Consider the following 22,391-nt stretch of genomic DNA (forward strand, 5'->3'; position numbering starts at 1 on the left):
CGGACTGAGATCAACTTCTTGGGTCATGCCTGTGCATCAGGGAACCAGCCCTTGGGGAGCAAGGTCATGGAAATTCACCTCCCTACAGGTAGGGCCCGAATAACCTGAACAACTGTGTTCGAGTTGGACTCTAGCACTAACTCGTACACCAGTGTTCGGATTGATACGTGACGAGGGTCACGCGTCGCTGCCGCTTCGCCAGGGCGTCAGGCGGAGAGGTGCCGGGCCCGTCCGAAGGCGCGGCCGAGCAGCACGTAGCCCAACGCGTACGGGGCGGCGCCGATGATCTCGACGACGGATGTGATCACCGAGTGCGGTCCGAAACCGAACAGGGACGCGGTTCCGCCGATCGCGTAGACGACGCCGCCGAATCCCAGGAGCAGGCCGGTCCGACGTTGTCCGTGCCGGTTGAGCAGCAGGGCGAGCAGCACGTATCCCAGGGGGAAGACGATGTTCGCGGCCAGCACGATGATGCCGCCCTCGATGTCGATGTCCTTGGAGGTGTGCACGAGGTCGGGCGCGTACTTGGCCGTCACCGGGTTGTGGCCGCCGTCGAAGACGATCAAACCGAACCAGAGCATGGTCCCGGTCAGGGCGGTGTACAGCGTGGATACTCCGCGCGGACCGAACCTGTTCATGACCAGAGCCAGGACACCGGCCAGACAGGTCGCCTGGATCAGCAGGCTGATCGCCTCCATCGAATGGGTGAAGGCGTACCACTGGGCGCCCGCCGCGATGTCGTGCCCGTCGCGGGCCGGGTGCAGGACGACGGTGAGCAGGAAGAACGGGCCGCCGATCATCGCGGTGAGCTTCACCATCATGCGTACGTGCCGGGTGTCGTCCTCGGCGTCGTGGTGGGGGAGGGGCCGGGGCGGTGTCGTCGTGCCGGCGTCATCGCGCGCCGAGCGGTGGCTACTCATCGTCGTTCTCCTGGATCTCGTTGCGTCGGGGTGCGCGTCCGGTGCGCGGCTCGGCGGGGCGATCGCGGCGCCGCGCCGGCGGGTGCCGCCCCCGCGGGCACGACGAACGCGCTCAGTGCGGCGCCGGCTCGCCGGTCAGGTCGTCGGCGGCCGCGGTGACGGGACGGCGACCCCGGGTGCGTCGCCGAGTCGCGAACTAACTCGAACAACTATGTTCGACTTTGAGGCTAGCACCTAATCCGTACATGCATGTTCGGCTTGAGCGGGCGCACGCCGGAAAGAGGCGTGTGCGGTCGCGGCGTGGTGGTGAGGAGATCCGGCGCCTTGAGATGTCGCCTGGCGGAGGCCGCGCCGAGCCGCGTGGTCGCGGCGTCGGCGTACGCGACCAGGGCGGACCGGTGACGTCGGGGTTACAGGGCCGGGGTGGGTACGGCCGAACCGGGCGCGGTGAGGGCGGCGAGCAGCGTCGCCGAGACGACCCGTGCGGCGTCGTCGGCGTCCAGCCTGCCGGCGGCGGTGTCCTCCGCCGCGGCGTGCATCAGGCTGAACGCGGTCGTGACGAGCCACCTCGCGGGCAGGTCGTCGCGGAAGGCGCCGGAGCCCCGCCCGCGATCGATGATCGTCTGCACCCTGTGCAGGGTCCGGTCGTGGACGGCCCGGATCCGCTCCGGGGGCAGTTCGCGCTGGGCGGCCTGGAGCACGGAGTGAAGCTGGTGCACGATCTGCCATGAGGCGCCGACGAGCCGGGTCAGCGCCTGACGTGGGTCGCCGGCGGTGTCGATCGCGTCGAGCGCGGCGTCGGACTGCTCCATCGTGCGTGTCAGGACGGCGTCGACGAGATCCGCCCGGGTTTTGAAGTGCCCGTAGAGCGTGACCCGGCCGACCCCCGCCGCCTTGGCGATGTCGGCGACGCTGGCGTCGGCGTCGCGGGCCAGGCAGACCTGGGCCGCGTCCAGGATGGCCCTGATGTTGCGCCGGGCGTCGGCTCGCCGCTCGGCCTGCGCCGCCGGCTGCTGCGCGGACCGCGACCTGTCACCGGCGCCGCGCGGTGTGGCTGCCATTTCCGCTCCTGTGCTTCCTGAGCCGACGTCGTCGAGCAACTCGAACAGTCTAGTTCGCGTTGCCGCCGCGCTGCGAGGACGCTAAGTCGAACGCATCTGTTCGATTTGGTGGTAGCGTCAGAAATTGAACATCAGTGTTCAAGTTGGCGGTTGATCGGCCTCACGAGGACATGGCGAAGCTGGCCGATCCCATCGCCGGCTGAAAGCCCGAGCCCCGCCTCGATCGCATCGATCGTGCACGGCATCCCGGTCGGGTACGGCCCCGCCAGCCCACCCGGCCGACGGATCGGCAACGACAGCGAGGAATACGATGACCGCAAATCGCCCAGACGACCGTGACGACGCTCCCGCGCCGGCCTTCCTGACTCGCCGCCACATGCTCGGCGTCGGGACCGCCGCCGCGGCGAGCGGTCTGCTCCGATTCCCGTCCCCGGCGCCTGACGGGCGGCCGCAATCGGCACCGGCCTCCCACATGAAGGTGTTGCGTACGCCGGAGTCCCGCTTCCAGGGCCTGGCCGACTACCCGTTCGAGCCGCACTACGTCCATGTCGACGCCGGCGACGGCAGCGGTGTGCGGCTGCGGATGCATTACGTCGACGAACGGCCGGCCGGCACGGTGCAGCCGTCAGGGGAGACGATCCTGCTTCTTCACGGGCAGCCGTCCTGGAGCTATCTGTACCGGCACGTGATCCCGCCGCTCGTGGCCGCCGGGCATCGCTGCATCGCCCCCGACCTGGTCGGCTTCGGCCGCTCCGACAAGCCCGCGTCCCGCTTCGCGTACACCTACCAGCGTCATGTGGACTGGCTGCGCGAAGCGGTGTTCGACAAGCTCGACCTGGTCGACGTGACCATGGTGTGCCACGACTGGGGTGGCCTGCTGGGGCTGCGGCTGCTGGCCGAACATCCTGGCCGGTTCCGCCGCGTGGTGGCGACGAACACCTATCTGCCCACGGGGGACCAGGACGTCGGCCGGGCCTTCCACGCGTGGACGCAGTACAGTCAGCGGGCTGACCCGTTCGACGCCGGATCCGTCGTCGAGGCGGGCACGATCAGCGAGCTCGGTCCGGCGGCGAAGGCCGGATACGATGCGCCGTTCCCGGACGAGACCTATCGGCAGGGCGCCCGCCAGTTCCCCCTCCTGGTGCCCATCACGGCCTGGGACGAGGCCACCGTTCCCAACCGCAACGCGTGGGCTGTGCTGCAGACACTGTCCATACCGTTCCTGTGCGCGTTCAGCGACCACGTGATCCTGCTGCCGCAGGCGCCGAACACCGACGACCCGAGCTACGCCGTCCCCTCTCCCGACCGGTGGTTGCGCGAGCGCATTCCGGGCGCCCAGGGCCGGCCGCACACCACCATCGCCGACGCGGGCCACTTCGTGCAGGAAGACCAGGGACCCAGACTCGCCGCGATCGTCAACGGCTTCATCGAGTCGACGCGGTAGGGCCGGTCGCGACCGGTCCGGGATCGAGTCTCTCCCGCCCGGGGGCGGGTGAGACTCGATCCCGGACCACTCCTCAGCGGACCGTCCTCGGCTGCTCCGGCGGAGCCGCAGGCGCAGCAGCGTGATCTCAGCTCCCTACGCCCTCTAGCGGGCGGTGAGAGTCCAGAGGTGGTCGGCGGTGCCGTTGTCCTCCCACTGGAGGACCTGGGCGCCGGAGGACTTGCTCATGCCGTTGACGCCGAGCAGCAGACCGCTGTTGTAGTTGCGGATCTTGTAGTGGCCGCTCCCGTCCGGGACGAACGACCACAGATGGTCGGCGGTGCCGCTGTCGCCCCAGATCAGGGCCGTCCCGCCGTTGCTGGTGCTCATGTTGGTGATGCCGAGGACCAGCCCGCTGGCCCTGTTGACGATCTTGTAGAGGCCGGAGCCGCTGTCGACGAGCGTCCAGGTCTGGGTGTTGCCGGACGAGGGGGTGGCCTGGTCGACCAGGGTGCCCTGGGCGGTCCCGGAGTTCTGCGTGTCCAGGGCGAGGCCGCTGTTCACGTTCTTGATCTGGTAGGACCCGGCCAGCGAGGTGCCGGGGTCGCCGCTGCCGCTGCCCGGGGTGACGACCAGGTGGTATCCGTAGGTGGCGTTCATCGCGGGGATGGGCACGGTGACGGAGCCGTTGGTCACGGTGTAGTTGGACTCGGCCAGGGTGCTGGGCCCGGAGACGGCCACCGTACGCCCGGGCGAGGGGGTGTACTCGACCTTCACGTGGACGGTCCCGCCGAAGGAGCCGAGCCCGTTGATCGCCACGGCGCTGTCGCCGGAGCCGCCTCCGACGATGACGCTGAGCTGGTTGCCCGCGCTGTTCATCGCCGCGGCGCCGTCGATGCCGGTCTGCGCGGGCGGGGTGGTCGTCACCATGTTGCCGCTCATGTCGGCGTACCACTTGTAGAGCCAGTAGGCGCCGTTGGGCGAGCCGCCCCGGCCGGTGAGCAGGTCGCCGAGCGTGCCGGACTGGTTCCAGAACGCCAGCTCGGCGTCGTGGACGCCCAGCCGTTCGAACTTGGCGATGTAACCGACCAAGGCGCCGGGGACGCCGACCTCGGACGGAGCGGCGTACTCCTCGATGGCGATCGGACGCGGGCTGATGCCGTACTTCTTCTCGAGGTTGACGACCGTGGCGACGTCACCGGCGATCTTCGACGACCTGATCAGTTCGTGCCAGGCGATGATGTCAGGGACGGTGTTGGTCGCGACCGCGTTCCGCAGGAAGTTGTCCATGTCGCTGATGTTGTCCGAGAAGCTCGGCCCCTGGATCGGGGTCGTCGGGTCCTTCGCCCGCACCTCGCGGTAGGTCCGGGTCCAGAAGTCCTCGTACGTGCCGTTGGCCGACTTCCAGGTGTTGTCCGACTCGTTCCACAGCTCGTAGGCGGCCAGGGTGACGCCTGACGCCTTGACCTGGGCGATCTGCTGGTCGACCAGGCTGAACCAGTTGTTCCAGCTGAACTGGTACGGCCAGCCCGCGTAGATGTCGGACAGCCGGTTCACGAGCTTCGCACCGGCCCTGGCCGCCTTCGGGGCGACGGTCAGGATGTCACCCGTCGGCTGCTGCTGCCCGCCCTGCGGCTTCTGGACGAAGGTGTTCGGCTTGATGGCCTGAGCGAGGTTGTCCGACGGGTTCGTCGCGTCCGCCAGGCCGTACAGCGAGCCGCTGGCCACATGCGTCACCGGGCGGAAGGGCTGGTTCGCGTTGACCACCAGGGTGGTCGCGGCACTCGCGGCGGCGTCGGCGGGAGCGGCGGCGAGGGTCGCGCCGGCCGCGGTGAGTGCGAGCGAGGTGAGCAGGGCGGCGGCCTGCCTGGCTCTGGGTCTGGTCGTCTTCACTGCGTCTCTCCTGAGGAGGTCGGGGGGTGTTGTCCGCGGAGCGGACTGCGGGGGTCGCCGGCCGGCGACGAGGGTGGCTCGACGCCGGCCGCCGGGGGCCGCGTCCACGGGTACCGGCGATCGGGTAGGTGCCTGTGCGGCGGTCACGACGACGCAGCGCACAAGCCGGGTTGGGCAACTGTGCGCAAAGGTTTTCCGAGCCGGAAACGTACGATGAACTTGTCTGGCCGTCAAGGCTGTCAGCCAGATGAGTTTGCGCCCGAACACGATTGCCCAAGTAGGAAAGCTGCGGACCATGACCGCAGTTGAAACGAAGAGCAAAGGATTGCGTGCGCCGGATGCCGGACCGTACGATCACGAGGGCGAGCACCACGCTCGGCGACGGCGCCGCATCGGCCGGTGTCAGTGCGGAAACACCGTCGAAGGCTCTGAGCCGAACCGGACGTAGGCCTCCCGAGACGCGCCGGCGGGTCCCCGACGCCGTCCAGGGCCTCGATTCCCGCGCCAAACGACACCACGGTCGCCGCTCAGCACGATCGGCGGCAATCTGACCGAGACCATCCCTCGCCGCAGTGCGTCTGCCTTTCCGCCGGGAATGCGAACGGGCCGGCGGATCGACGTCATTCGCGTCAGGCCGATGAATTTCTTCCACGTGGCGCCTCTGTACCTGTAGACGGCCGGAGAACGGTGCGGCCGCTTCCGGTGTGACTTCAGGCGGATGAGGAGTGTCGTCCAGATGAGCGAGGCAGTGGTGGTGCGTTACGAGACACGCGCCGACGCGGCGGCGGAGAACCAGCGGCTGGTGGAGCGCGTGTTCCGTGAGCTGAACGAGACGGCCCCGGAGGGGCTGCGCTACGGGGCGTTCCGCCTGGCCGACGGCGTCGGCTTCGTGCACGTCGCCCTGGTCGAGGGGGACGACAACCCGCTCCGGCGGTCGGCGGCGTTCGCCGAGTTCCAGCACGGCGCGGCCGGTCGCATGGCCGTCCCGCCGGTCAGTGCCGGCGCCACGCTGGTCGGCTCCTACCGCCTGTTCCGGTCATGACCCGTACCCAGCAGAAGGAGAAGACGATGACTCTCCCACGGACGGCGTCACGCGACGAGTGGCTGGCGGCGCGGCTGAAGCTGCTGGAGCAGGAGAAGGACGCCATGCGGGCGCAGGACGCCGTCACCGCGCGGCGCCAAGAGCTGCCGATGGTCAGGATGGACAAGGAGTACGTCTTCGAAGGCCCGGCCGGCACGGCCCGCCTGGTCGACCTGTTCGAGGGCCGCCGTCAGCTCCTCGTGTACCACTTCATGTGGAACGAGGACTGGGAGGACGGCTGCCCGAGCTGCTCGTTCGCGGTCGACAACGTGGGCCGGCTGGAGCACCTGCACGCCAGCGACACGACGTTGGCGCTCGTCTCCCGCGTACCCCTGGCCAAGATCGAAAGGTGGAAGGCGCGGATGGGGTGGGCCATCCCCTGGTACTCCTCGGCCGGGAGCGACTTCAACTACGACTTCCACGTCACCAACGACGAGGCCGTCGCGCCGGTGCAGTACAACTACAAGGACAAGGCGACCCTGGAGCGGGAGGGCCTGGGGTACGCGGTACACGGTGACGCCCAGGGCATCAGCGTCTTCGTCCGCGACGAGGACAGCGTCTTCCACACCTACTCGACGTACGGCCGGGGCGCGGAGGTCATGCTGAGCACCTACCACTACCTCGACCTGACCCCCCTGGGCCGGCGGCGTTACGTCGACGAGTTCCCTTACCACGACACGTACGACGGCGGGGCGGACCATTCCCACCACGCCCACCATCACTGAGCAGACGCCGACGGCACCTTGGGTGACGCCTCGCCAGGGGGCGTCACCCGTCCGTCTCGAACACGGGAGTCCTGGAATGATCGAGTCCCTGACCCTCAGGTGGATGCTCATCCTCGTGCTCGTGGGCACGGCGGCGTGGTTCCTGATCCGTGGAGTGCGGCCCGGCTCAGGTGGGGCGGCGCCGGGCGCCGCGGAAAGGATCTCCCATGTGGCGCACGCTCTCATGGCCGCGGCGATGGCCACGATGTTCTGGCCGATGGGATGAGTGAAACGACGATGACGCGGACGGCGTCCACGGTGACCGGCACGCCCGACGAGGAGTTCGTCCGGCGGAGCGAGCCGTTCCGGCGCGAACTGCTGGCGTACTGCTACCGCATGCTCGGGTCGATCCACGACGCCGAGGACGTGCTCCAGGAGATCTACCTGCAGGCGTGGCGCGGCTACGCCCGCTTCGAAGGGCGCTCCTCGCTGCGCACCTGGCTGTACCGGATCGCGACCCGGGCGTGTCTCAAGGCGTTGGAGGGCAACGGCCGGCGCCCGCTGCCGTCCGGCCTGGGCGGCCCGAGCGATCACCCGGACGAGCCGCCGCGCCCCGGGTCGGCGGAGGTGCCGTGGCTGCAACCCGCCCCCGACGCGCTGTTCGGCGCGGCCCCGGCCGATCCGGCCGCCGTCGTCGAGGCGAGGCAGACCATGCGGCTCGGGTTCATCGCGGCGTTGCAGCACCTGTCCGGCCGGCAGCGGGCGGTGCTGATCCTGCGCGACGTGCTGGCCTGGCGGGCGAGCGAGGTCGCCGGCCTGCTCGGCACCACGACCGCCGCGGTCAACAGCGCCCTGCAGCGCGCCCGGGCCCAGCTCAGCCAGATCGCCCCCACCCAGGACGGGATCGCGGAACCGGCCGACCCGGTCCGGCGGGCGCTGCTCGACCGGTACGCCGCGGCGTTCGAGAGCGCCGACGCCGGCGTGCTGGCGGGGGTGCTGACCGACGACGCGGTCTGGGAGATGCCGCCGATCCCCACGTGGTTCGCGGGGAGGGAGACGGTCCTCCGGTTTCTCGCGGCCAGGATCCTGGCCGCGGGGGAGCAGCGGATGGTCCCGACGAGCGTGAACGGGCAGCCGGCGTTCGGGTCCTACTCTCGCGACGGCGACGGCGTGTACCGCGCACACGCCCTTCAGGTCCTCACCGTCACCGCCGCCGGTGTCGCCCGGGTCGTCGCGTTCCTCGACGCCGGCCTGTTCGGGCCGTGCGGACTGCCGCCGGCCCTCGACGCCACCGCATAGAGTCTCCTCCATGGAGGGAATGATCACGGTCCGCGACGCGGGGCCCGGCGACGGGGACGTCCTCGGCGAGATCCACGCGATTTCCTGGGGCATCTCGCACGGCCCGTTGTGCACGCCGAAGGTCGCCGCCGCCGGTATCGAGGAGCGGCGCACCAAGTGGGACGCCGTCCTGGCCGAGGGCAAGGACGGCGTTCTGCTCGCGCTCCTGGACGATCGTCCAGGAGCCTTCGCCCGCTTCGGGGCCTCCTCCTCCCGCCCCGGTCTCGGGGAGATCCACGCCTTCTTCGCTCACCCGGACGTCTGGGGCAGCGGTCTCGCGGCGGCCTTGCTGACCGCCACCGTGGACCGGCTGCGGGAGGCCGGCCATGACCGCGTGCATCTGTGGACGCTTCGCGATTCAGCTCAGGCGCGCCGTTTCTACGCCAAGAACGGCTTCGGCGAGACCGGCAGGCGACACGACCACGACTTCGGCGAGGGCCCTCCGCTCGCCCTCGTGGAGCTCGAGCGAACCGTGTCCGGCCCCGGCCTATGACGACCAGACCGCGCCGGCCGACTTCACCACGCGGACGTCCAGCGGTCGATGCCGTGCGATTCCGCTGCCCAGGCGAGGGTGGCATCACGCGACCCGGGCTCCGGGACCGCACCGGGGAGGGAGAGCTCCGGTGCCCGGCTGCTCATGAAAACTATCGCTGCAGTAGCGAAAGTATCGGCCGCCTCTCCGTCTGGAGTGTCGGACATCGCGAGATCTCACGAGGCGCGAGGAGTCCTATCAGGGCGTGTCGGCGGGTTCCTCCGGCCATGCCGGCGGGTTTCCGCGTAACTTTCATCGCCTCCGCCGGTGCCCGCCCTACTGTCGATCGCCTCTGACCAGGAACGATCCGCCGAGACCACCCTCCTGACTGAAGCGGCTTTACGCGAGTCGTTGACAGCCCCGCAAGCGCGGCCCGACACTTTCGCCGTCTGTCCGATAATTTCGCCCGTACGAAGGGCCTCGACCACTGTCGATCCGGGCCGCGAACCGCGACATGGTCCTCAGGTCGGCGGCCGGGTCACGACCGGCCGGCCTCCGCCGTGGTGTGCGACGCCGGCGCGCGGTGGCCGTCACTCCGGCCGTCGGCATCACGGTGCCCGGCCGCCGTCGGCCCGTTGAGGAGGAAGCACATACATGATTCACATTCCCGTCCGGATGAGAAGCCGCGGGCGCGGTGGTGTGCGGCTGTTGATCGGCCGTGTCTGCGCCGTGGCGCTGGCCGCCGCCGTGGCGCTGCTGCCCGGCGTCGCCCACGCCGCCGTCACCACGAACCAGACCGGCACCAACAACGGATACTTCTATTCGTTCTGGACCGACAGCCAGGGCACGGTCTCCATGGAGTTGGGGTCCGGCGGCAACTACAGCACCTCCTGGCGCAACACCGGCAACTTCGTCGCCGGCAAGGGTTGGAAACCCGGTGCGCGCAGGACCGTGAGCTATTCAGGCAGCTTCAACCCCTCGGGTAACGCCTACCTGGCCTTGTACGGGTGGACGCGGAGCCCGCTGGTGGAGTACTACATCGTCGACAACTGGGGCACCTACCGGCCCACCGGGACGTACAAGGGCACCGTCACCTCCGACGGCGGCACCTACGACATCTATGAGACGACGCGCTACAACGCGCCCTCCATCGACGGCAACCAGACCTTCAACCAGTACTGGAGCGTCCGCCAGCAGAAGAGGACCGGCGGCACCATCACGGTCGGCAACCACTTCGACGCCTGGGCCCGCTACGGCATGAACCTGGGCAGCCACGACTACCAGATCCTCGCCACCGAGGGCTACCAGAGCAGCGGCAGCTCCAACATCACCATCGGCGGCACGACCGATCCTTCGCCGTCGCCCTCTCCCCGCCCTTCGCCTTCGGTCTCGCCCTCGCCCACGGTCTCGCCCTCCTCGCCGGGAGGCACCGGCGCGTGCCGCGTCTCCTACTCGAAGAACGAGTGGAGCAACGGCTTCACCGCCGACGTGACCATCACCAACACCGGCAGCGGCACGATCAACGGCTGGACCCTGGCCTGGTCCTTCTCCGGCGGCCAGCAGATCACCAACTCCTGGAACGCCACGGTGAGCCAGAGCGGCTCGTCGGTGACCGCGCGCAACGTGTCCTACAACGGCTCGCTGGCCCCCGGCGGCACCACCTCGTTCGGCTTCCAGGGCACCTACTCCGGCAGCAACCCCAACCCCTCGGCCTTCAGCCTCAACGGCTCGGCCTGCACCACCGGCTGACCGGCACGACCGTACGTCACGGCGCGGCGACGTGCGAGCGGGGAGCGGGCGCCCTCGGGCCCCGCTCCCTCGCCGCACCGGCCCGCGTTCACGGGCACGTGGGGCTTCGCGGAGGCCGCCCTCGGGAGACGGTCTCGAGCACGGTGAGCACAGAGCGGGTCGAGGCGGCCGAGACGTGCGCACCGTTTCCCGACGAAGATCATCAAGGTCCCGCGAGAATGTCAGTGCCGAGCCGTACGATGCGTCCGCCCACGCGTTGTCCGCCGCTGTCGATTGATCGCGGCGACTTACTACCGAGGACGTGACATGAGCACCACCATGCCCACCGACGGGCGCGCCGACTTCGACTTCATCTTCGGCCGCTGGCGGGTGCGCAACCGCAAGCTCGTGGACGTCACCGACCCGGCGTGCCGGCAGTGGATCGAGTTCGACGCGACGGCCGAGGCAGGACCGATCCTGGGAGGCCTAGGGCACGTCGACCGGATCTGGAACGACACCTTTGAGGGATTCACCCTGCGCCAGTTCGACCCCGAAGCCGGAGTCTGGCGAATCTGGTGGGCCTCCAGCACCAGGCCGGGGCACCTGGATCCCCCTGTCGAAGGGTCCTTCGACGACGGCCGCGGCCGGTTCTTCTGTGACGATGTCCTGGGCGGCCGCGCGGTGAAGATCCGGTTCGAATGGACGACTCCGAGCCCGGACACCGCGCACTGGGAGCAGGCGTTCTCCTATGACGACGGCTCCACTTGGCGCATCAACTGGACCATGGACCTGACTCGCGTCGGCTGACGTCGCCCGCCGAGGCCGAGCCTGCCCACGCCCTGCCTCCGCGCCGCCGGGTGGGGCAGGAGTACGGCGCACCGTTTCGGCCTTCAAGCTGCTTGCCCGCGCGGTCCTCGTGCGGCGGCTCCGCGAAGCCGGGATTCCGCTCACCGACGCCTCGGTGGTGCTCGGCTGCGCTCGCGAGGACGCCCTCGCCGTTCTGGAAGAACACGCCAGAAGGGCTCGGGAGGCCGCGGCGTCGGCCCAGCCGGCGCTCGAAAGCCGCCGGCCACATCGACGAGGTTCCGCCGGGGCAGTACGCCGGCTGGACCCGAGTGGCGATCGCCGAGGGACCGCGCTCCACCGGGGCGTCGCGGTCGCGGGACGCCGACGCTCTCTTGACGGCTCTGTTCGCCAGGTTCTGCGAACGCGGCGACCTCAAGGCCCTAGGCCTGATGCTGCCCGCCTATCTGACTGATCTCGGCACAGAGGACGACCGGGTACGGCTCACCACGGCCCTGCACATGGTGCATGCCGCCCGATGGTTGCCGGACGACGAACAACACATCCTCGGCGCGGCCATCAGCACGCTGACCGGCGCCGTCACGACCACCTGAACGGTCCCGCGCGAGCGCCGTCGACGCCGGGCATCCGTTGTCCGATGCGGCGTTCAGGCGCCGGAGCGGAGCCGTTCGCGGTCCGCCTCGACCGTCTCGTCCTGGACGGCGCCGGACAGGATGGCGTCGAGCAGCCCGGGGTAGCGGGCGTCCAGATCCTCGCGCCGCAGGCTGAGCAGGTTCTCCCGGCCCGAGGGCTGCTGCCAAATGACGCCGCTGTCCCGTAGCACCCGCCAGTGATGGGTCATGGTGGACTTCGCGCTGATCCCCAGCGTGTTCAGGACGCTGGTGCAGTTGTGCTCGCCGCCCGCGTCGAGCAGGCGTACGACGGCCAGGCGTACGCCGTTTCCCAACGCCGACAGCACGTCTGCGATCCGGATCTGGTCGCGGTCGGGATGACGATAGGCCACGGTCCCACTGTACCGAAATTGTCGAACGGTCGTCCTTCGGTGTGCCATAGTACGACCGTACGTAGATATGCGTACAGTTGTCGGCGGGCTTCGCATGCCCGTCACCGGCTCCCTCCGAAGGGCGATCCATGTCCGCAACCTCCGCGCCGCCCGCGCGATCCACAGGCGGGGTCACGCCGCGACAGGGCTGGACCCTGGCGCTGCTGGCCCTGGCTCAGCTCATCTACTCGCTCGACCTCAACATCGTGTTCGTCGCGCTCCCTCAGATCGGCACCAGCCTGGGCTTCCCCGGCCAGACCCAGCAGCTCGTGGTCAGCGCCTACGTCGTCTTCGCCGGCGGCTTCCTGCTGTTCGGCGGCCGGGCGGCCGACCTGCTCGGCCGCCGCCGCGTCTTCGTGCTCGCCCTGGCCCTGTACGCCGTCTCCTCGCTGGCGGGCGGGCTGGCCACCACTCCCGCCGTCATCATCGTCGCCCGCGCCGTCCAGGGCATCGGCGGCGCACTGCTGCTGCCCTCCACGCTGGCGCTGCTCAACAACCTGTTCGCCGAAGGCCCGCAACGCAACCGCGCGCTCGCGGTCTGGGGCGGCGCCGGCGCAAGCGGGCTCACCATCGGCGCACTGCTCGGCGGCCTGCTCACCGAGAACTTCGGCTGGCCCGCCGTCTTCTTCGTCAACGTCCCCCTGGCCGGGCTCGTCGCACTGGCCGCCCTGGCCGTCATCCCGCGCGACCCGGCCAGAGGGGAACGGCGCAGGTTCGACATGCCGGGGGCGCTGAGTGTCACGGCCGGATCGACCCTGCTGGTCTTCGCTCTGGTCGAGGGACCCGAACTGGGCTGGGGCAGCCTCCCGGTGATCGCCGCCTTCCTGCTGGCCGTCGCGCTCCTGGCGATCTTCGCACTGGTCGAGGCGCGCAGCGCCGACCCGCTCATGCCCTTCCGGCTCTTCCGCAACCGCAGCCTGACCGTCGGCATGCTGGTGACCTTCATCTACATGGCGACCTTCGGCGTCCTGCCGTACTTCCTCACCGTGCTGCTGCAGAGCGTCCACGGCTACAGCGCCCTGCAGACCGGGCTGGCCTTCCTCATCCCCTCGCTGGCCATCGCCGGCGGCACCCAGAGCGGCGAGCGCCTGGCCACACGGATCGGCACCCGGGCCACGCTGTTGATCGGCTTCGCCATCGGCGTGGTGGGCACCGCCGTCCTCGCCCTCGGCTTCGACGCCGAGGCCGGCTACGGCCTGCTGGTGCCCGGTCTCATCGTCTCCGGCCTCGGCCAGGGCATCGTCTGGACCGCCATGTGGATCGCCGCCGCCAGCGGCACCGCCGGCCACGAACAGGGCGTGGCGAACGGCATCGCCTCCACCGCGCTCAACATCGGCAACGCCATCGGCCTGGCCGTCTTCACCGTCATCGCCGACATCGGCGTCGAGGGCAAGGCCGGCGAGGCCCTGCGCGCCGCCACCGCGGACGGCGAGTTCCTCGTCGTCCTGCTCACCGCGGCCGTGATGATCGCCGGCATCCTGAGCACGCTCACTCTGCCGCGCCTCATCCGTCGGATCCCGGCCACCCCGCAACGGGACGAGTCCCACGCGGCCGGTTGACCGCACAAGCGCGGCGTACGACGGCGACGGCCAGAGCATCCGGCATGGCGCAAGGTGCTCCGGCCGTGTCCGCCGGTGCTGCCCGCAGGGGATGCAGGCGCCGGCCTGGTCGCGCCCGGCGGTGCGGGGGAGGACGTGCTTCGTCGCCAGGCCGGTCTCCTCCGCGCCCTCACGCGCCGGTCAGGGCGTCGAATGGGGTGACGACGTCATCCCGCCGCGCGCGCGGAGCACCTCGCGGCCGCGCCGCGACTCGGGGAAACGGTCGAGCAGGGCGCGCAGTTCGGCCGCCTCGACGTTCGCGCCGAACGGCTCCGTCCCCGGCTCCATGCGGACGCCCTCGGCGAGCGGGCCGACGATCACCGGGTCGAAGCCGAGCGCGTCCACGATCGAGGCGGCCACCTCGACGTCGTCCGGATCGTCTCCGGCGAAGGCGATCGCGCGGCGGCCGGAAGCGCCGGCGGGACGGGCGCTCTCCTCCAGGTCGTGGTAGCCCATGTGGTTGAAGGCCTTGACGACCCGGGCATGAGGCAGGAACGCCTGGACGATCTCGCTGGAGGACGTGCGCGGGTCGGTGAGGTCGTCCCGCACCCCGTCCACCTCCCACCAGTAGTTCATCGCGTCGAGCACCAGTTTGCCCCGCAGCGCCTCGGCGGGGAGGTTGCGATGCTTGCCGAGCGGCAGGGCCAGCACCACGACATCCGCCTCGGACGCGGCCTCCACCGCGGTCACCGCGACCGCCCCTGGCGTGACGACCTCGACGATAAGGGAGATCCGTGCGGCCTCCCCGGAGCCCGCTATCAGGACGCGGTAGCCGGCCGCGACGGCGAGGCGGGCCAGGACGGTGCCGACCTTGCCGGCGCCGAGGATGCCGATGGTGCGAACGTCGCGGGGTTTCATGGTCGCTCCAGGTCGGTGACGGGTCACGCGTGGACCGTGCCCGTCGCGAGGTCCGCCGCGAGCAGCTCGCGTACGCGCGGGGCGACCTCACGGCCGAGCAGCTCGATCGTGCGAGCGCGGGCGTCGCGAGGAAGGTGCATGATGTCGTACTTGAGATCGAAACGGCTCAGGTGGAGATCGCGGGCCATTCTGACGATCTTGCGGGCGACCGTCTCGGGTGATCCGACGAACAGCGCACCGTGCTCGACCTCGGCTTCGTACCGCTCCCGGTTCGGCGCGTAGAAGCCGCGCTCGGCCGCGAGTTCCTCGACGACGGGCCGCCAGTATCGCCACCAGGTCTCGACGGCCTCCTCGTCGGTGTCCGCGACGAGGCCGAGCGAGTGCTGGCCGATCGGCAGTTCGGGACGGCCGAAGCGGTCGAGCGCCTTGAGGTACAGCTCGACGTTCCTCGCGAACCGCTGCGGCCGTCCGCCGATGACGGCCATCATGAGGGGCAGGCCGTGACGGGCGGCGCGCAGCACGGAGTCCGGGCTGCCGCCCACGCCGATCCAGGTGGGGATGCCTCCCGGCCGCATCCTGGGGTGCAGCCGCTGCCCGGTGAGCGGCGGGCGCACGGTGCCCGACCAGGTCACCCGCTCCTCGTGTTCGAGCCGCAGGAAGAGATCGAGCTTCTCCTCGAACAACCGCTCGTAGTCGGCCAGGTCGTAGCCGAACAGCGAGAACGACTCGGTCGCGGAGGCGCGGCCCAGCACGATCCGGGCACGGCCATCGGACACCGCGTCGAGGGTGGAGAACTCCTGGTACAGCCGGACCGGGTCGTTCGTGCTCAGCACCGTCACGGACGTGCCGAGCCCGATGCGTCGCGTGGCGGTGGCGATCGCGGCGAGGAGCACCGGGGTGGCGGAGTCGTTGTGCCCCTCCCGGTAGTGTTCCCCCACGCTGAAGACGTCCAGCCCCACCGCCTCGGCCAGCCGGGCCTCCTCCACGAGCAGGCGCACGGTCTCGGCGTCGTCGAGCACGCGCCCGCCGTCCGTCGCCACCTCCCCGAACGAGTTGAGCCCCAGCTCGAAGCGTGGGTGTTCGATCCTGCCGACGGTCACCTCAGACATACCGATCATCTCCCGTACGTGCGCCGGCGGCGTGGAGCAGAGCGCGCCGCCGGCCTCGATGACTTGCGGATACTGGCTACACGCCGGTGATCGGTAACTTCAATTGGACCGTGGTCACATGGGGTGAACCGGCCAGGCCTCAGTCGAGATCGTCGGAGTCGAGGCCGGCCGCCTTGTCGAAGGCGTGGCGGTTGGCGCGGATCGTGTCCTGGTTGTCGGCCGCCCACCGGGTGAGTGCCAGGACGGGCTCGGACAGGGTGCGCCCGAACGGGGTGACCTCGTACTCGACCCGGGGCGGGATCTCCGGATAGATCACGCGCTTGACGAGCCCGTCACGCTCCAGGCTGCGCAGCGTCAGCGTCAGCATGCGGCGGGAGATGCCGGGGGCCGTGCGCAGCAACTCGGTGAAGCGCATCGGCCCCTTGTCGAGCAGCCCGATGAGGATCAGGCTCCACTTGTCGCCGACCCGGTCCAGCACGGATCGGAGAACATCCGGGTCGTGCTCGAGGCAGGCCCTGCCCAACGAACGCAGCACCCTGTCCGCCTCGGCCTGGTGTGACATGCGGCCCCCGCCTCCTCCGCCACCTGACGGTGACCACGTCGTGGTGCTGTCCGTGCATATCGAAAAGTACATCGGTGACCAAAAGTAACTCTCAGGAGAGGGGGCGCATCGGACCTCTGGCTGATCCATCAGGAGCATCGGGCCGGAGATGGCGCCGAGCTCAACCCGTATATTGCGACAGTGAGCACTGAATCGGGCAGTTTGGCGGATCGTCTGAGGTGGGCTCGGGAACGCGCTTTTGTCGGCCGGTCCACCGAGCTCGCCGTCTTCCGTCAGGCCTTGGCCGGGTGCGCGGATGCTCCTGCGGTGATCTATGTGCACGGTCCGGGCGGGGTGGGCAAGTCGACGCTGCTGCGGCGCTTCGCGGATGAGAGCCGGGACGCGGGCAGGCCCGTCGTCGAGGTGAACGGGCGGCTCATCGATCCTTCTCCGGCGGGTTTCGAATCCGAGGTCGCGGGTGCTCCGGCGGATGCGGTCCTGCTCATCGATGCGTTCGAGCACTGTCAGGGGCTGGAGGTGTGGCTGCACGACCGGTTCCTGCCCTCGCTTGCCCAGCAGACCCTGGTGGTGCTGGCCGGCCGGGAGGGGCCGAGCCCGACCTGGACCTCCAGCCTGGCGTGGAGTGAGCTTCTGGCCGTCATGCCGCTGGGCGACCTCGACCTGCCGGAGGCCGAGCGGCTGCTGGAGCTGCGGAACGTGGCACCGGCCGTGCGCGGGCAGGTGCTCGGCTTCGCCGGCGGTCACCCCCTGGCACTCAGCCTGGCCGCCAGCGTCGCGGTAGGCGGGGACGGCGCGAGCTGGGCGCCGACGCCGGACGTGCTCACCGTCCTGCTCTCGCAGTTGGTGGGGGAGGTGCCCACGCAGGTGCACCGGCTCGCCCTGGAGGTCGCCGCGCACGCGATGACGACCACGGAGGGGCTGTTGCGCGCGGTGGTCGGGCACGAGCGGGGCGCCGAGATGTTCACCTGGCTGCGCCGCCTGCCGTTCGCCGACTGGGGCCGGCAGGGCATGTTCCTGCACGACATGGTCAGTGACGCGGTCGACGCCGACCTGCGCTGGCGCGATCCGCAGGGGTATGAGGAGATGCACCGGCGCGTCGGTCACCATCTGCTGGAGCAGGCCCGCACCGCGTCCCCGGCCGCAGCGCTCGTGGCGATCCGCGAGCTCAGCTACCTCAAGCGGTACGGGCCGATGGGCTCGTACTTCCAGATGCGGCGGGAGGGCGACTTCCACGAGGACACGCTGCACCCGGGAGACCACGACGCCGTGAGGCGGCTCATCATGCAGGCCGAGGGGCCGGAGTCCGCGGCGATCGTGGCCTTCTGGCTGGAGCGTCAGCCCGAGGCGTTCTGGATCTACCGCGACACGGTGACGGGCGAGCCGGCCGCGTTCATGACATGGCTGCGCCTGCCGGAGCCGCGCGCCGATGAGATGGCCGCTGACCCGGTGCTGGCGCAGGCGTGGGAGCACGTGGCGCGCACGAGCCCGCTGCGTCCGGGCGAGCACGTGATGCTGGCCCGATTCCTCGTCTACCCGCCCGCCTACTACGAGGTCTCCCCGGTGCTGCACCTGATGCAGCTGCGCATCTGCGCCGACTGGATCCGTTCGGCCGGTCTGGCCTGGTCGTTCATCATCAGCCCCTACCCGCAGCTGTGGGGGAGGCTGATGGAGCATCTGGGCCACGAGCAGGCCACCTCTCTGGCCTGGCCCAACGGGCACACCTACACGCTGTTCGCCTGTGACTGGCGCATCACGCCGCTGTCGATCTGGTTCGACCGGACCCAACCGGGCGGTCTCGCCGACGAGGTGCCCGCCCCCGCCGTCGACGCCTTGTCCGCCACGCTGACGCGCTCCGATTTCGACGCCGCCGTGCGCGACGCGCTGCGCGACTGGCACCGCCACGACGCCCTGGCGGCCAATCCGCTGTGCCAGGCGCGGATGATCACCATCCAGCCCGGGTACAGCGCCGAGCACGCCGTGCAGATGCTGCGCGAGCTGCTCACCGACGCCGTCGACACCATGAGCGCCGACCCGCGCGAGGTCAAGCTTCACCGGGTCCTGGCCACGACCTACTTCCACCGGGTGCCCAACCAGACGGTCGCGGCCGAACGTCTCAGCCTCCCCTACAGCACGTACCGGAGGCATCTGCACCGCGCGCTGGAGCGGGTGTGCGAGCTGCTGTGGAAACGTGAGACCGCCGAGCGCTCACTGCCCGTCCCTCATCCGTGAAGCGACATGAGCGCATATTGAGCACCAGGTGAGCACCCGCCGGTCTCGCAGGTGAGCAACGACCCCGACGACAGTGATCTCCGATGGAGGGCGAGTTCGTAGGAGGTCCGATGCCACGCCCGGATGTGATCGTGATCGGGGCCGGCCCGGTCGGCTTGGCTGCGGCGATGTCGCTGGCCGGGCAGGGGCTGGGCGTCACCGTGCTGGAACGGGACGGCACCTGCCCCGGCGGCCCGGACGTGGCCGGGCGGGCATGGCGGGAGTGGCGCAGGCCGGGCGTGAGCCAGTTCCGCCAGCCGCACATCCTGCTGCCCGCGGGCGCCGCCGTGCTCCGCTCGGCTCTGCCGAGGGTGATCACCGAACTGCGGGAGCTGGGCGCGCTGCCCCTCAACATCCTCGCGGGCGCATGGAACCTGCCCGCCATCGGCGGACGACGTCCGGGCGACGAACGCTATGACACCCTCACCGCCCGCCGGCCGGTGCTGGAGGCCGCGTTCGCCGCGGCCGCCGCGCGAACGCCCGGGCTCGCCGTCCGCCGCAACATCACGGTGAGCGGCTTGCTGACCGGCGCCGACCACATCCCCGGCCGGCCCCACGTCATCGGCGTCACCACCCAGGACGGCGAGGAGATCCTCGCGCCGCTGGTGGTGGACGCGGCCGGGAGGAACTCGCCCGTGGGGGCGCTGCTGGCGCGGCTGGGCGGGCCGCCGCCCGAAAGCGAGCGGGCCGAGGCCGGCTTCGTCTACTACGCGCGATCCTTCCGCGGCGCCGGCGGCACACCGCCCGTGCCGCCGGTCTGGCCGCTGGCCCACCACGACGGGGTGTCCACCATCGTGCTCCCGGCCGATGCCGGCACCTGGTCGCTGGGCCTGATCATCTCCAGCAGGGACCGCGCGCTGCGGGCCCTGCACGACGTGCGGGCGTGGCAGCGGGCCGTGGCGCTGTTCCCGGCGCTGGCCGAGCGGATGCACGGCGAGCCCATCACCGGCGTCCAGGCGATGTCGGGCCTGAACAGCAGGAGCCAGCGGACGGTCGTCGAGGGCAGCCCCGTGGTCACCGGGCTGCTGAGCGTGGGAGACGCGAGGGCCGCCACCGACCCCCAGTTCGGGCTGGGCCTGTCGGTAGGGCTGATGCATGCGGCGCTGCTGAGCGACGTGATCGGCGAGACCGGACCGCAGGAGGCGGTCAAGCTGGCGCTGCGGTTCGACGAGGCCACCGAACAGACGGTCACACCGGTCTACCAGCGTCTGCGCCGGTGGGACACGCACCGGCTGGCAGAGATCGACGCGCTGCTCGCGGGCCGCCCGTACGAGACCGACGATCCGGGCTGGAACATCGGCAACACCCTGGACGCGCTCAAGTTGTCCGACCCCGACGTGCTGCGCGCGATGGCCGACGTGGCCTGTGGGCTGGCCACTCCCGAGGCCGCGTTCTCCGCCCTCGCGGTGCGGGGCAAAGCCGCAGGGGCGGGCGGCGGGAGCCGGACCCGGCCGGGACCCGCACGGGCCGAGGTCCTGGCTGCCGTGGAGGCGATCTAGCGCCCCGAGGGCGCTCCCTCCACCGACGCCGCACCGCGGCTTCCACCTCTCCGGGCCGGGGGATCGGGCCGGACGCATCGGCGGGGCGCGAACCCGCCTCTTTCCCGCCGCACCAGTGCGCGTTCACCCACACAGATATGGAGTCGGTCATGCGTAAGACAGCCACGGGCGCGGCACTCGCGGCCTTGGCCTCAGCGCAGTTCCTCGTCGTGCTCGGCAACTCGATCGTCAACGTGGCGCTCCCGCAGATCCGCGACGGCGCCGGCCTGTCGGACGGCGGCACGACCTGGGTCGTGAACGCCTACGGCCTGGTGTTCGGCGCGCTGCTGCTGGCCGGAGGGCGCGCCGCCGACCTGCTGGGGCACCGAAGGGTCCTGCTGGGCGGCCTGGCGGTGTTCGGTGCGGCCTCGGCCGTGGCGGGTCTCGCCTCGTCGGCGGGCGTGCTGATCGCGGCGCGAGCCGTACAGGGCCTGGGCGCGGCGGCCGTCGCGCCGGCGGCGCTGGCCGTGGTGATGGACCTTTTCCCTCCCGGGCCGGGGCGCGGCAGAGCGCTGGGGGTGTGGGGGGCGGTCTCGGGCGCCGGAGGCGCCGCGGGGGTGCTCCTGGGTGGCGTCCTGGCGCAGACGTGGGGCTGGCGGGCGCTCTTCTTCGCCGTAGCCGCCGGGACCTTCACCGCCCTGCTGGCCGTCGCGGCCGGCACCCCGCAGCCCCGGTTGCGAGGCGGCGGCCGGTTCGACCTGCCGGGCACCCTCACCATCACCGTGTCCCTGACGAGCCTGGTGTGGGGGCTTTCCACGGCCCGGGAGCGGGGCTGGAGCGATGGGCCCGTTTTGGGCGCCTTCGCGCTCGCCGCCGTCTTCGGCGCGATGTTCGTGGTCGCCGAGCGCCGCCACCCCGACCCGCTGGTGCCGCCGCGGCTGTTCAAGGGCGGCCGGGTCGCCGCGGGCAACACCCTGATGACCCTGTTCGGGTCGGTGTGGATCGCGCTGTTCTTCTTCCTGCCGCTCTACCAGCAGCAGGTTCTCGGCGAAGGACCGCTGCTCACCGGCCTGGGCCAGCTCCCGCTCGCCGGCGCCGTCATGGCCGGCTCCGCCCTGGCTCCCCGGATCACCGCCCGCATCGGTGCCTTCCGCGCGCTGCCGGCCGCCCTGCTCACCGAGGCCGCCGGAATGCTGTGGCTGTCGCGGATCAGCACCGGCGGCTCCTACCTCGCCGACGTGCTCGGCCCGAGCGTCCTGGTCGGGATCGGCCTGAGCATCGCGTTCATCCAGCTCACCGAGCTGTCCCTCGACGGGGTCGCCAAGCATGACTCCGGCCTGGCCGGCGGGCTGGTGAACACCACCCGCCAGGTCGGCGGCGCCGTGGGCCTGGCCGTCCTGGCCACCCTCGCCGGATCGCTCACCGCCCGCTCCTCCATGCCGCACCCGCACGCCCTCACCGACGGCTACCGTGCCGCGTTCGCGGCCTCGGCCGCCGTCCTCATCTGCACCGCCCTGCTCGCCGCCTACCTGACCCGCACCACCCGTGATCCCGGAAGGAAAACCACCATGCGCACCATCGACGAGACCGCCCCGGTGATCGTCCGCCTGTCCACCACCATCGACGCCCCCCTCGACAGGGTGTGGGCGCTGCACACCGGCATCGACGCCTGGCCGAGCTGGAACACCGACATCGAGCAGGCGGCCCTGAACGGCCCGGTCGAGCCCGGCAGCTCCTTCCGCTGGCGCACCCACGGCCTGGAGGTCACCTCCACCGTCTACGAGGTCGTCCCCGGCGAGCGGATCGTATGGGGCGGCCCGGCCGGCGGCATCGACGGCATCCACGTCTGGTCCTTCACCGCCGACGGCGACAGCGTCACCGTCCGCACCGAGGAGTCCTGGAGCGGCGCCCCGGTCGACGCCGCCGCCGAGCAACTCGGCCAGGCCCTGCACGAATCCCTCGAATCCTGGCTCGCCGCCCTCAAGGGCCGCGCCGAGCAGCCCGCCTGACCCGACCCGCCTCCCGGCACCGCAAGCACGCGACACCAAAGAA

The 22,391-nt window shown here is 70.7% G+C and carries 20 protein-coding genes; 13 read left to right on the forward strand and 7 right to left on the reverse strand.

The features are described from left to right. Positions 1–206: 206 nt before the first annotated feature. Entirely contained in the window at positions 207–920 is a 714-nt protein-coding gene (locus ABZ860_RS35560; RefSeq protein WP_357228998.1) for a hypothetical protein, read from the reverse strand. Between the two features lie 410 nt (positions 921–1,330). Then, the gene (locus ABZ860_RS35565; protein WP_357229000.1) at positions 1,331–1,981 is read right to left on the reverse strand and encodes a TetR/AcrR family transcriptional regulator; all 651 of its coding nucleotides are present in this window, start codon (positions 1,979–1,981) and stop codon (positions 1,331–1,333) included. 310 nt (positions 1,982–2,291) lie between these two features. On the opposite strand from ABZ860_RS35565, the gene ABZ860_RS35570 reads away from it, so the two are divergent. Further along, entirely contained in the window at positions 2,292–3,425 is a 1,134-nt protein-coding gene (locus ABZ860_RS35570; RefSeq protein ID WP_357229002.1) for a haloalkane dehalogenase, read from the forward strand. A gap of 144 nt (positions 3,426–3,569) precedes the next feature. Here the strand turns inward: ABZ860_RS35570 and ABZ860_RS35575 are convergent, their stop codons facing one another. Beyond that, positions 3,570–5,297, reverse strand: a complete 1,728-nt coding sequence (locus tag ABZ860_RS35575) for an RICIN domain-containing protein (RefSeq protein WP_357229004.1) — start codon at positions 5,295–5,297, stop codon at positions 3,570–3,572. A 736-nt stretch (positions 5,298–6,033) separates the two neighbouring features. Here ABZ860_RS35575 and ABZ860_RS35580 point away from each other — a divergent pair. From ABZ860_RS35580 to ABZ860_RS35615, 8 genes are all read left to right on the forward strand, one after another. After that, positions 6,034–6,339: a hypothetical protein gene (locus ABZ860_RS35580; RefSeq protein WP_357229007.1), complete on the forward strand. Its 306-nt coding sequence runs from the start codon at positions 6,034–6,036 to the stop codon at positions 6,337–6,339. Positions 6,340–6,365: 26 nt separating this feature from the next. Further along, positions 6,366–7,103 (forward strand): DUF899 domain-containing protein, encoded by a 738-nt coding sequence (locus tag ABZ860_RS35585; protein WP_357229009.1) that lies wholly within the window; start codon positions 6,366–6,368, stop codon positions 7,101–7,103. 76 nt (positions 7,104–7,179) lie between these two features. After that, positions 7,180–7,368 (forward strand): hypothetical protein, encoded by a 189-nt coding sequence (locus ABZ860_RS35590; RefSeq protein ID WP_357229012.1) that lies wholly within the window; start codon positions 7,180–7,182, stop codon positions 7,366–7,368. Next, positions 7,365–8,381, forward strand: coding sequence for a sigma-70 family RNA polymerase sigma factor (locus tag ABZ860_RS35595; RefSeq protein WP_357229014.1), 1,017 nt, complete (start codon positions 7,365–7,367; stop codon positions 8,379–8,381). Before ABZ860_RS35590 ends, ABZ860_RS35595 begins: the two co-directional genes overlap by 4 nt. Before the next feature lie 10 nt (positions 8,382–8,391). Further along, a complete protein-coding gene (locus tag ABZ860_RS35600) occupies positions 8,392–8,913 on the forward strand; it encodes a GNAT family N-acetyltransferase (RefSeq protein WP_357229016.1) in 522 nt (173 codons plus the stop codon). Positions 8,914–9,546: 633 nt separating this feature from the next. Further along, entirely contained in the window at positions 9,547–10,641 is a 1,095-nt protein-coding gene (locus ABZ860_RS35605) for a glycoside hydrolase family 11 protein (protein WP_357229018.1), read from the forward strand. A 306-nt stretch (positions 10,642–10,947) separates the two neighbouring features. Beyond that, complete coding sequence (locus ABZ860_RS35610; RefSeq protein ID WP_357229020.1) at positions 10,948–11,427, forward strand: hypothetical protein; 480 nt, start codon at positions 10,948–10,950, stop codon at positions 11,425–11,427. 308 nt (positions 11,428–11,735) lie between these two features. Beyond that, on the forward strand, positions 11,736–12,017 hold the full coding sequence (locus ABZ860_RS35615) for a hypothetical protein (RefSeq protein ID WP_357229022.1): 282 nt from the start codon (positions 11,736–11,738) through the stop codon (positions 12,015–12,017). Positions 12,018–12,070: 53 nt separating this feature from the next. Here the strand turns inward: ABZ860_RS35615 and ABZ860_RS35620 are convergent, their stop codons facing one another. Further along, a complete protein-coding gene (locus tag ABZ860_RS35620) occupies positions 12,071–12,427 on the reverse strand; it encodes a helix-turn-helix domain-containing protein (RefSeq protein ID WP_357229025.1) in 357 nt (118 codons plus the stop codon). 128 nt (positions 12,428–12,555) lie between these two features. Here ABZ860_RS35620 and ABZ860_RS35625 point away from each other — a divergent pair, with 128 nt between their 5' ends. After that, positions 12,556–14,025: an MFS transporter gene (locus ABZ860_RS35625; protein ID WP_357229028.1), complete on the forward strand. Its 1,470-nt coding sequence runs from the start codon at positions 12,556–12,558 to the stop codon at positions 14,023–14,025. A 180-nt stretch (positions 14,026–14,205) separates the two neighbouring features. On the opposite strand, the gene ABZ860_RS35630 is transcribed toward ABZ860_RS35625, so the two are convergent. The 3 genes from ABZ860_RS35630 to ABZ860_RS35640 all read right to left on the reverse strand — a co-directional run bounded on the left by ABZ860_RS35630 (position 14,206) and on the right by ABZ860_RS35640 (position 16,593). Continuing rightward, positions 14,206–14,922, reverse strand: coding sequence for an NAD(P)-binding domain-containing protein (locus ABZ860_RS35630; RefSeq protein ID WP_357229031.1), 717 nt, complete (start codon positions 14,920–14,922; stop codon positions 14,206–14,208). Between the two features lie 23 nt (positions 14,923–14,945). Next, positions 14,946–16,031, reverse strand: a complete 1,086-nt coding sequence (locus tag ABZ860_RS35635) for an LLM class flavin-dependent oxidoreductase (RefSeq protein ID WP_357229033.1) — start codon at positions 16,029–16,031, stop codon at positions 14,946–14,948. Between the two features lie 139 nt (positions 16,032–16,170). Further along, positions 16,171–16,593 (reverse strand): helix-turn-helix domain-containing protein, encoded by a 423-nt coding sequence (locus tag ABZ860_RS35640; RefSeq protein ID WP_357229035.1) that lies wholly within the window; start codon positions 16,591–16,593, stop codon positions 16,171–16,173. 180 nt (positions 16,594–16,773) lie between these two features. Here ABZ860_RS35640 and ABZ860_RS35645 point away from each other — a divergent pair, with 180 nt between their 5' ends. From ABZ860_RS35645 to ABZ860_RS35655, 3 genes are all read left to right on the forward strand, one after another. After that, positions 16,774–18,822, forward strand: coding sequence for an AAA family ATPase (locus ABZ860_RS35645; RefSeq protein WP_357229037.1), 2,049 nt, complete (start codon positions 16,774–16,776; stop codon positions 18,820–18,822). 110 nt (positions 18,823–18,932) lie between these two features. Beyond that, a complete protein-coding gene (locus tag ABZ860_RS35650) occupies positions 18,933–20,360 on the forward strand; it encodes an FAD-dependent oxidoreductase (RefSeq protein WP_357229040.1) in 1,428 nt (475 codons plus the stop codon). Positions 20,361–20,509: 149 nt separating this feature from the next. After that, the gene (locus ABZ860_RS35655; protein WP_357229042.1) at positions 20,510–22,348 is read left to right on the forward strand and encodes an MFS transporter; all 1,839 of its coding nucleotides are present in this window, start codon (positions 20,510–20,512) and stop codon (positions 22,346–22,348) included. Positions 22,349–22,391 lie beyond the last annotated feature (43 nt).

It is taken from the genome of Microbispora sp. NPDC046973, assembly GCF_040644495.1.
Taxonomy (GTDB): Bacteria; Actinomycetota; Actinomycetes; order Streptosporangiales; family Streptosporangiaceae; genus Microbispora.

Bases quoted from the DNA above. Each gene is read 5' to 3' on its own strand.
- ABZ860_RS35600 (WP_357229016.1), top strand. From the start codon at position 8,392: ATGGAGGGAATGATCACGGTCCGCGACGCGGGGCCCGGCGACGGGGAC.
- ABZ860_RS35610 (WP_357229020.1), top strand. From the start codon at position 10,948: ATGAGCACCACCATGCCCACCGACGGGCGCGCCGACTTCGACTTCATC.
- ABZ860_RS35585 (WP_357229009.1), top strand. From the start codon at position 6,366: ATGACTCTCCCACGGACGGCGTCACGCGACGAGTGGCTGGCGGCGCGG.
- ABZ860_RS35640 (WP_357229035.1), bottom strand. From the start codon at position 16,593: ATGTCACACCAGGCCGAGGCGGACAGGGTGCTGCGTTCGTTGGGCAGG.
- ABZ860_RS35630 (WP_357229031.1), bottom strand. From the start codon at position 14,922: ATGAAACCCCGCGACGTTCGCACCATCGGCATCCTCGGCGCCGGCAAG.
- ABZ860_RS35580 (WP_357229007.1), top strand. From the start codon at position 6,034: ATGAGCGAGGCAGTGGTGGTGCGTTACGAGACACGCGCCGACGCGGCG.
- ABZ860_RS35650 (WP_357229040.1), top strand. From the start codon at position 18,933: ATGCCACGCCCGGATGTGATCGTGATCGGGGCCGGCCCGGTCGGCTTG.
- ABZ860_RS35625 (WP_357229028.1), top strand. From the start codon at position 12,556: ATGTCCGCAACCTCCGCGCCGCCCGCGCGATCCACAGGCGGGGTCACG.
- ABZ860_RS35635 (WP_357229033.1), bottom strand. From the start codon at position 16,031: ATGTCTGAGGTGACCGTCGGCAGGATCGAACACCCACGCTTCGAGCTG.
- ABZ860_RS35565 (WP_357229000.1), bottom strand. From the start codon at position 1,981: ATGGCAGCCACACCGCGCGGCGCCGGTGACAGGTCGCGGTCCGCGCAG.
- ABZ860_RS35560 (WP_357228998.1), bottom strand. From the start codon at position 920: ATGAGTAGCCACCGCTCGGCGCGCGATGACGCCGGCACGACGACACCG.
- ABZ860_RS35605 (WP_357229018.1), top strand. From the start codon at position 9,547: ATGATTCACATTCCCGTCCGGATGAGAAGCCGCGGGCGCGGTGGTGTG.
- ABZ860_RS35655 (WP_357229042.1), top strand. From the start codon at position 20,510: ATGCGTAAGACAGCCACGGGCGCGGCACTCGCGGCCTTGGCCTCAGCG.
- ABZ860_RS35590 (WP_357229012.1), top strand. From the start codon at position 7,180: ATGATCGAGTCCCTGACCCTCAGGTGGATGCTCATCCTCGTGCTCGTG.
- ABZ860_RS35570 (WP_357229002.1), top strand. From the start codon at position 2,292: ATGACCGCAAATCGCCCAGACGACCGTGACGACGCTCCCGCGCCGGCC.
- ABZ860_RS35595 (WP_357229014.1), top strand. From the start codon at position 7,365: ATGAGTGAAACGACGATGACGCGGACGGCGTCCACGGTGACCGGCACG.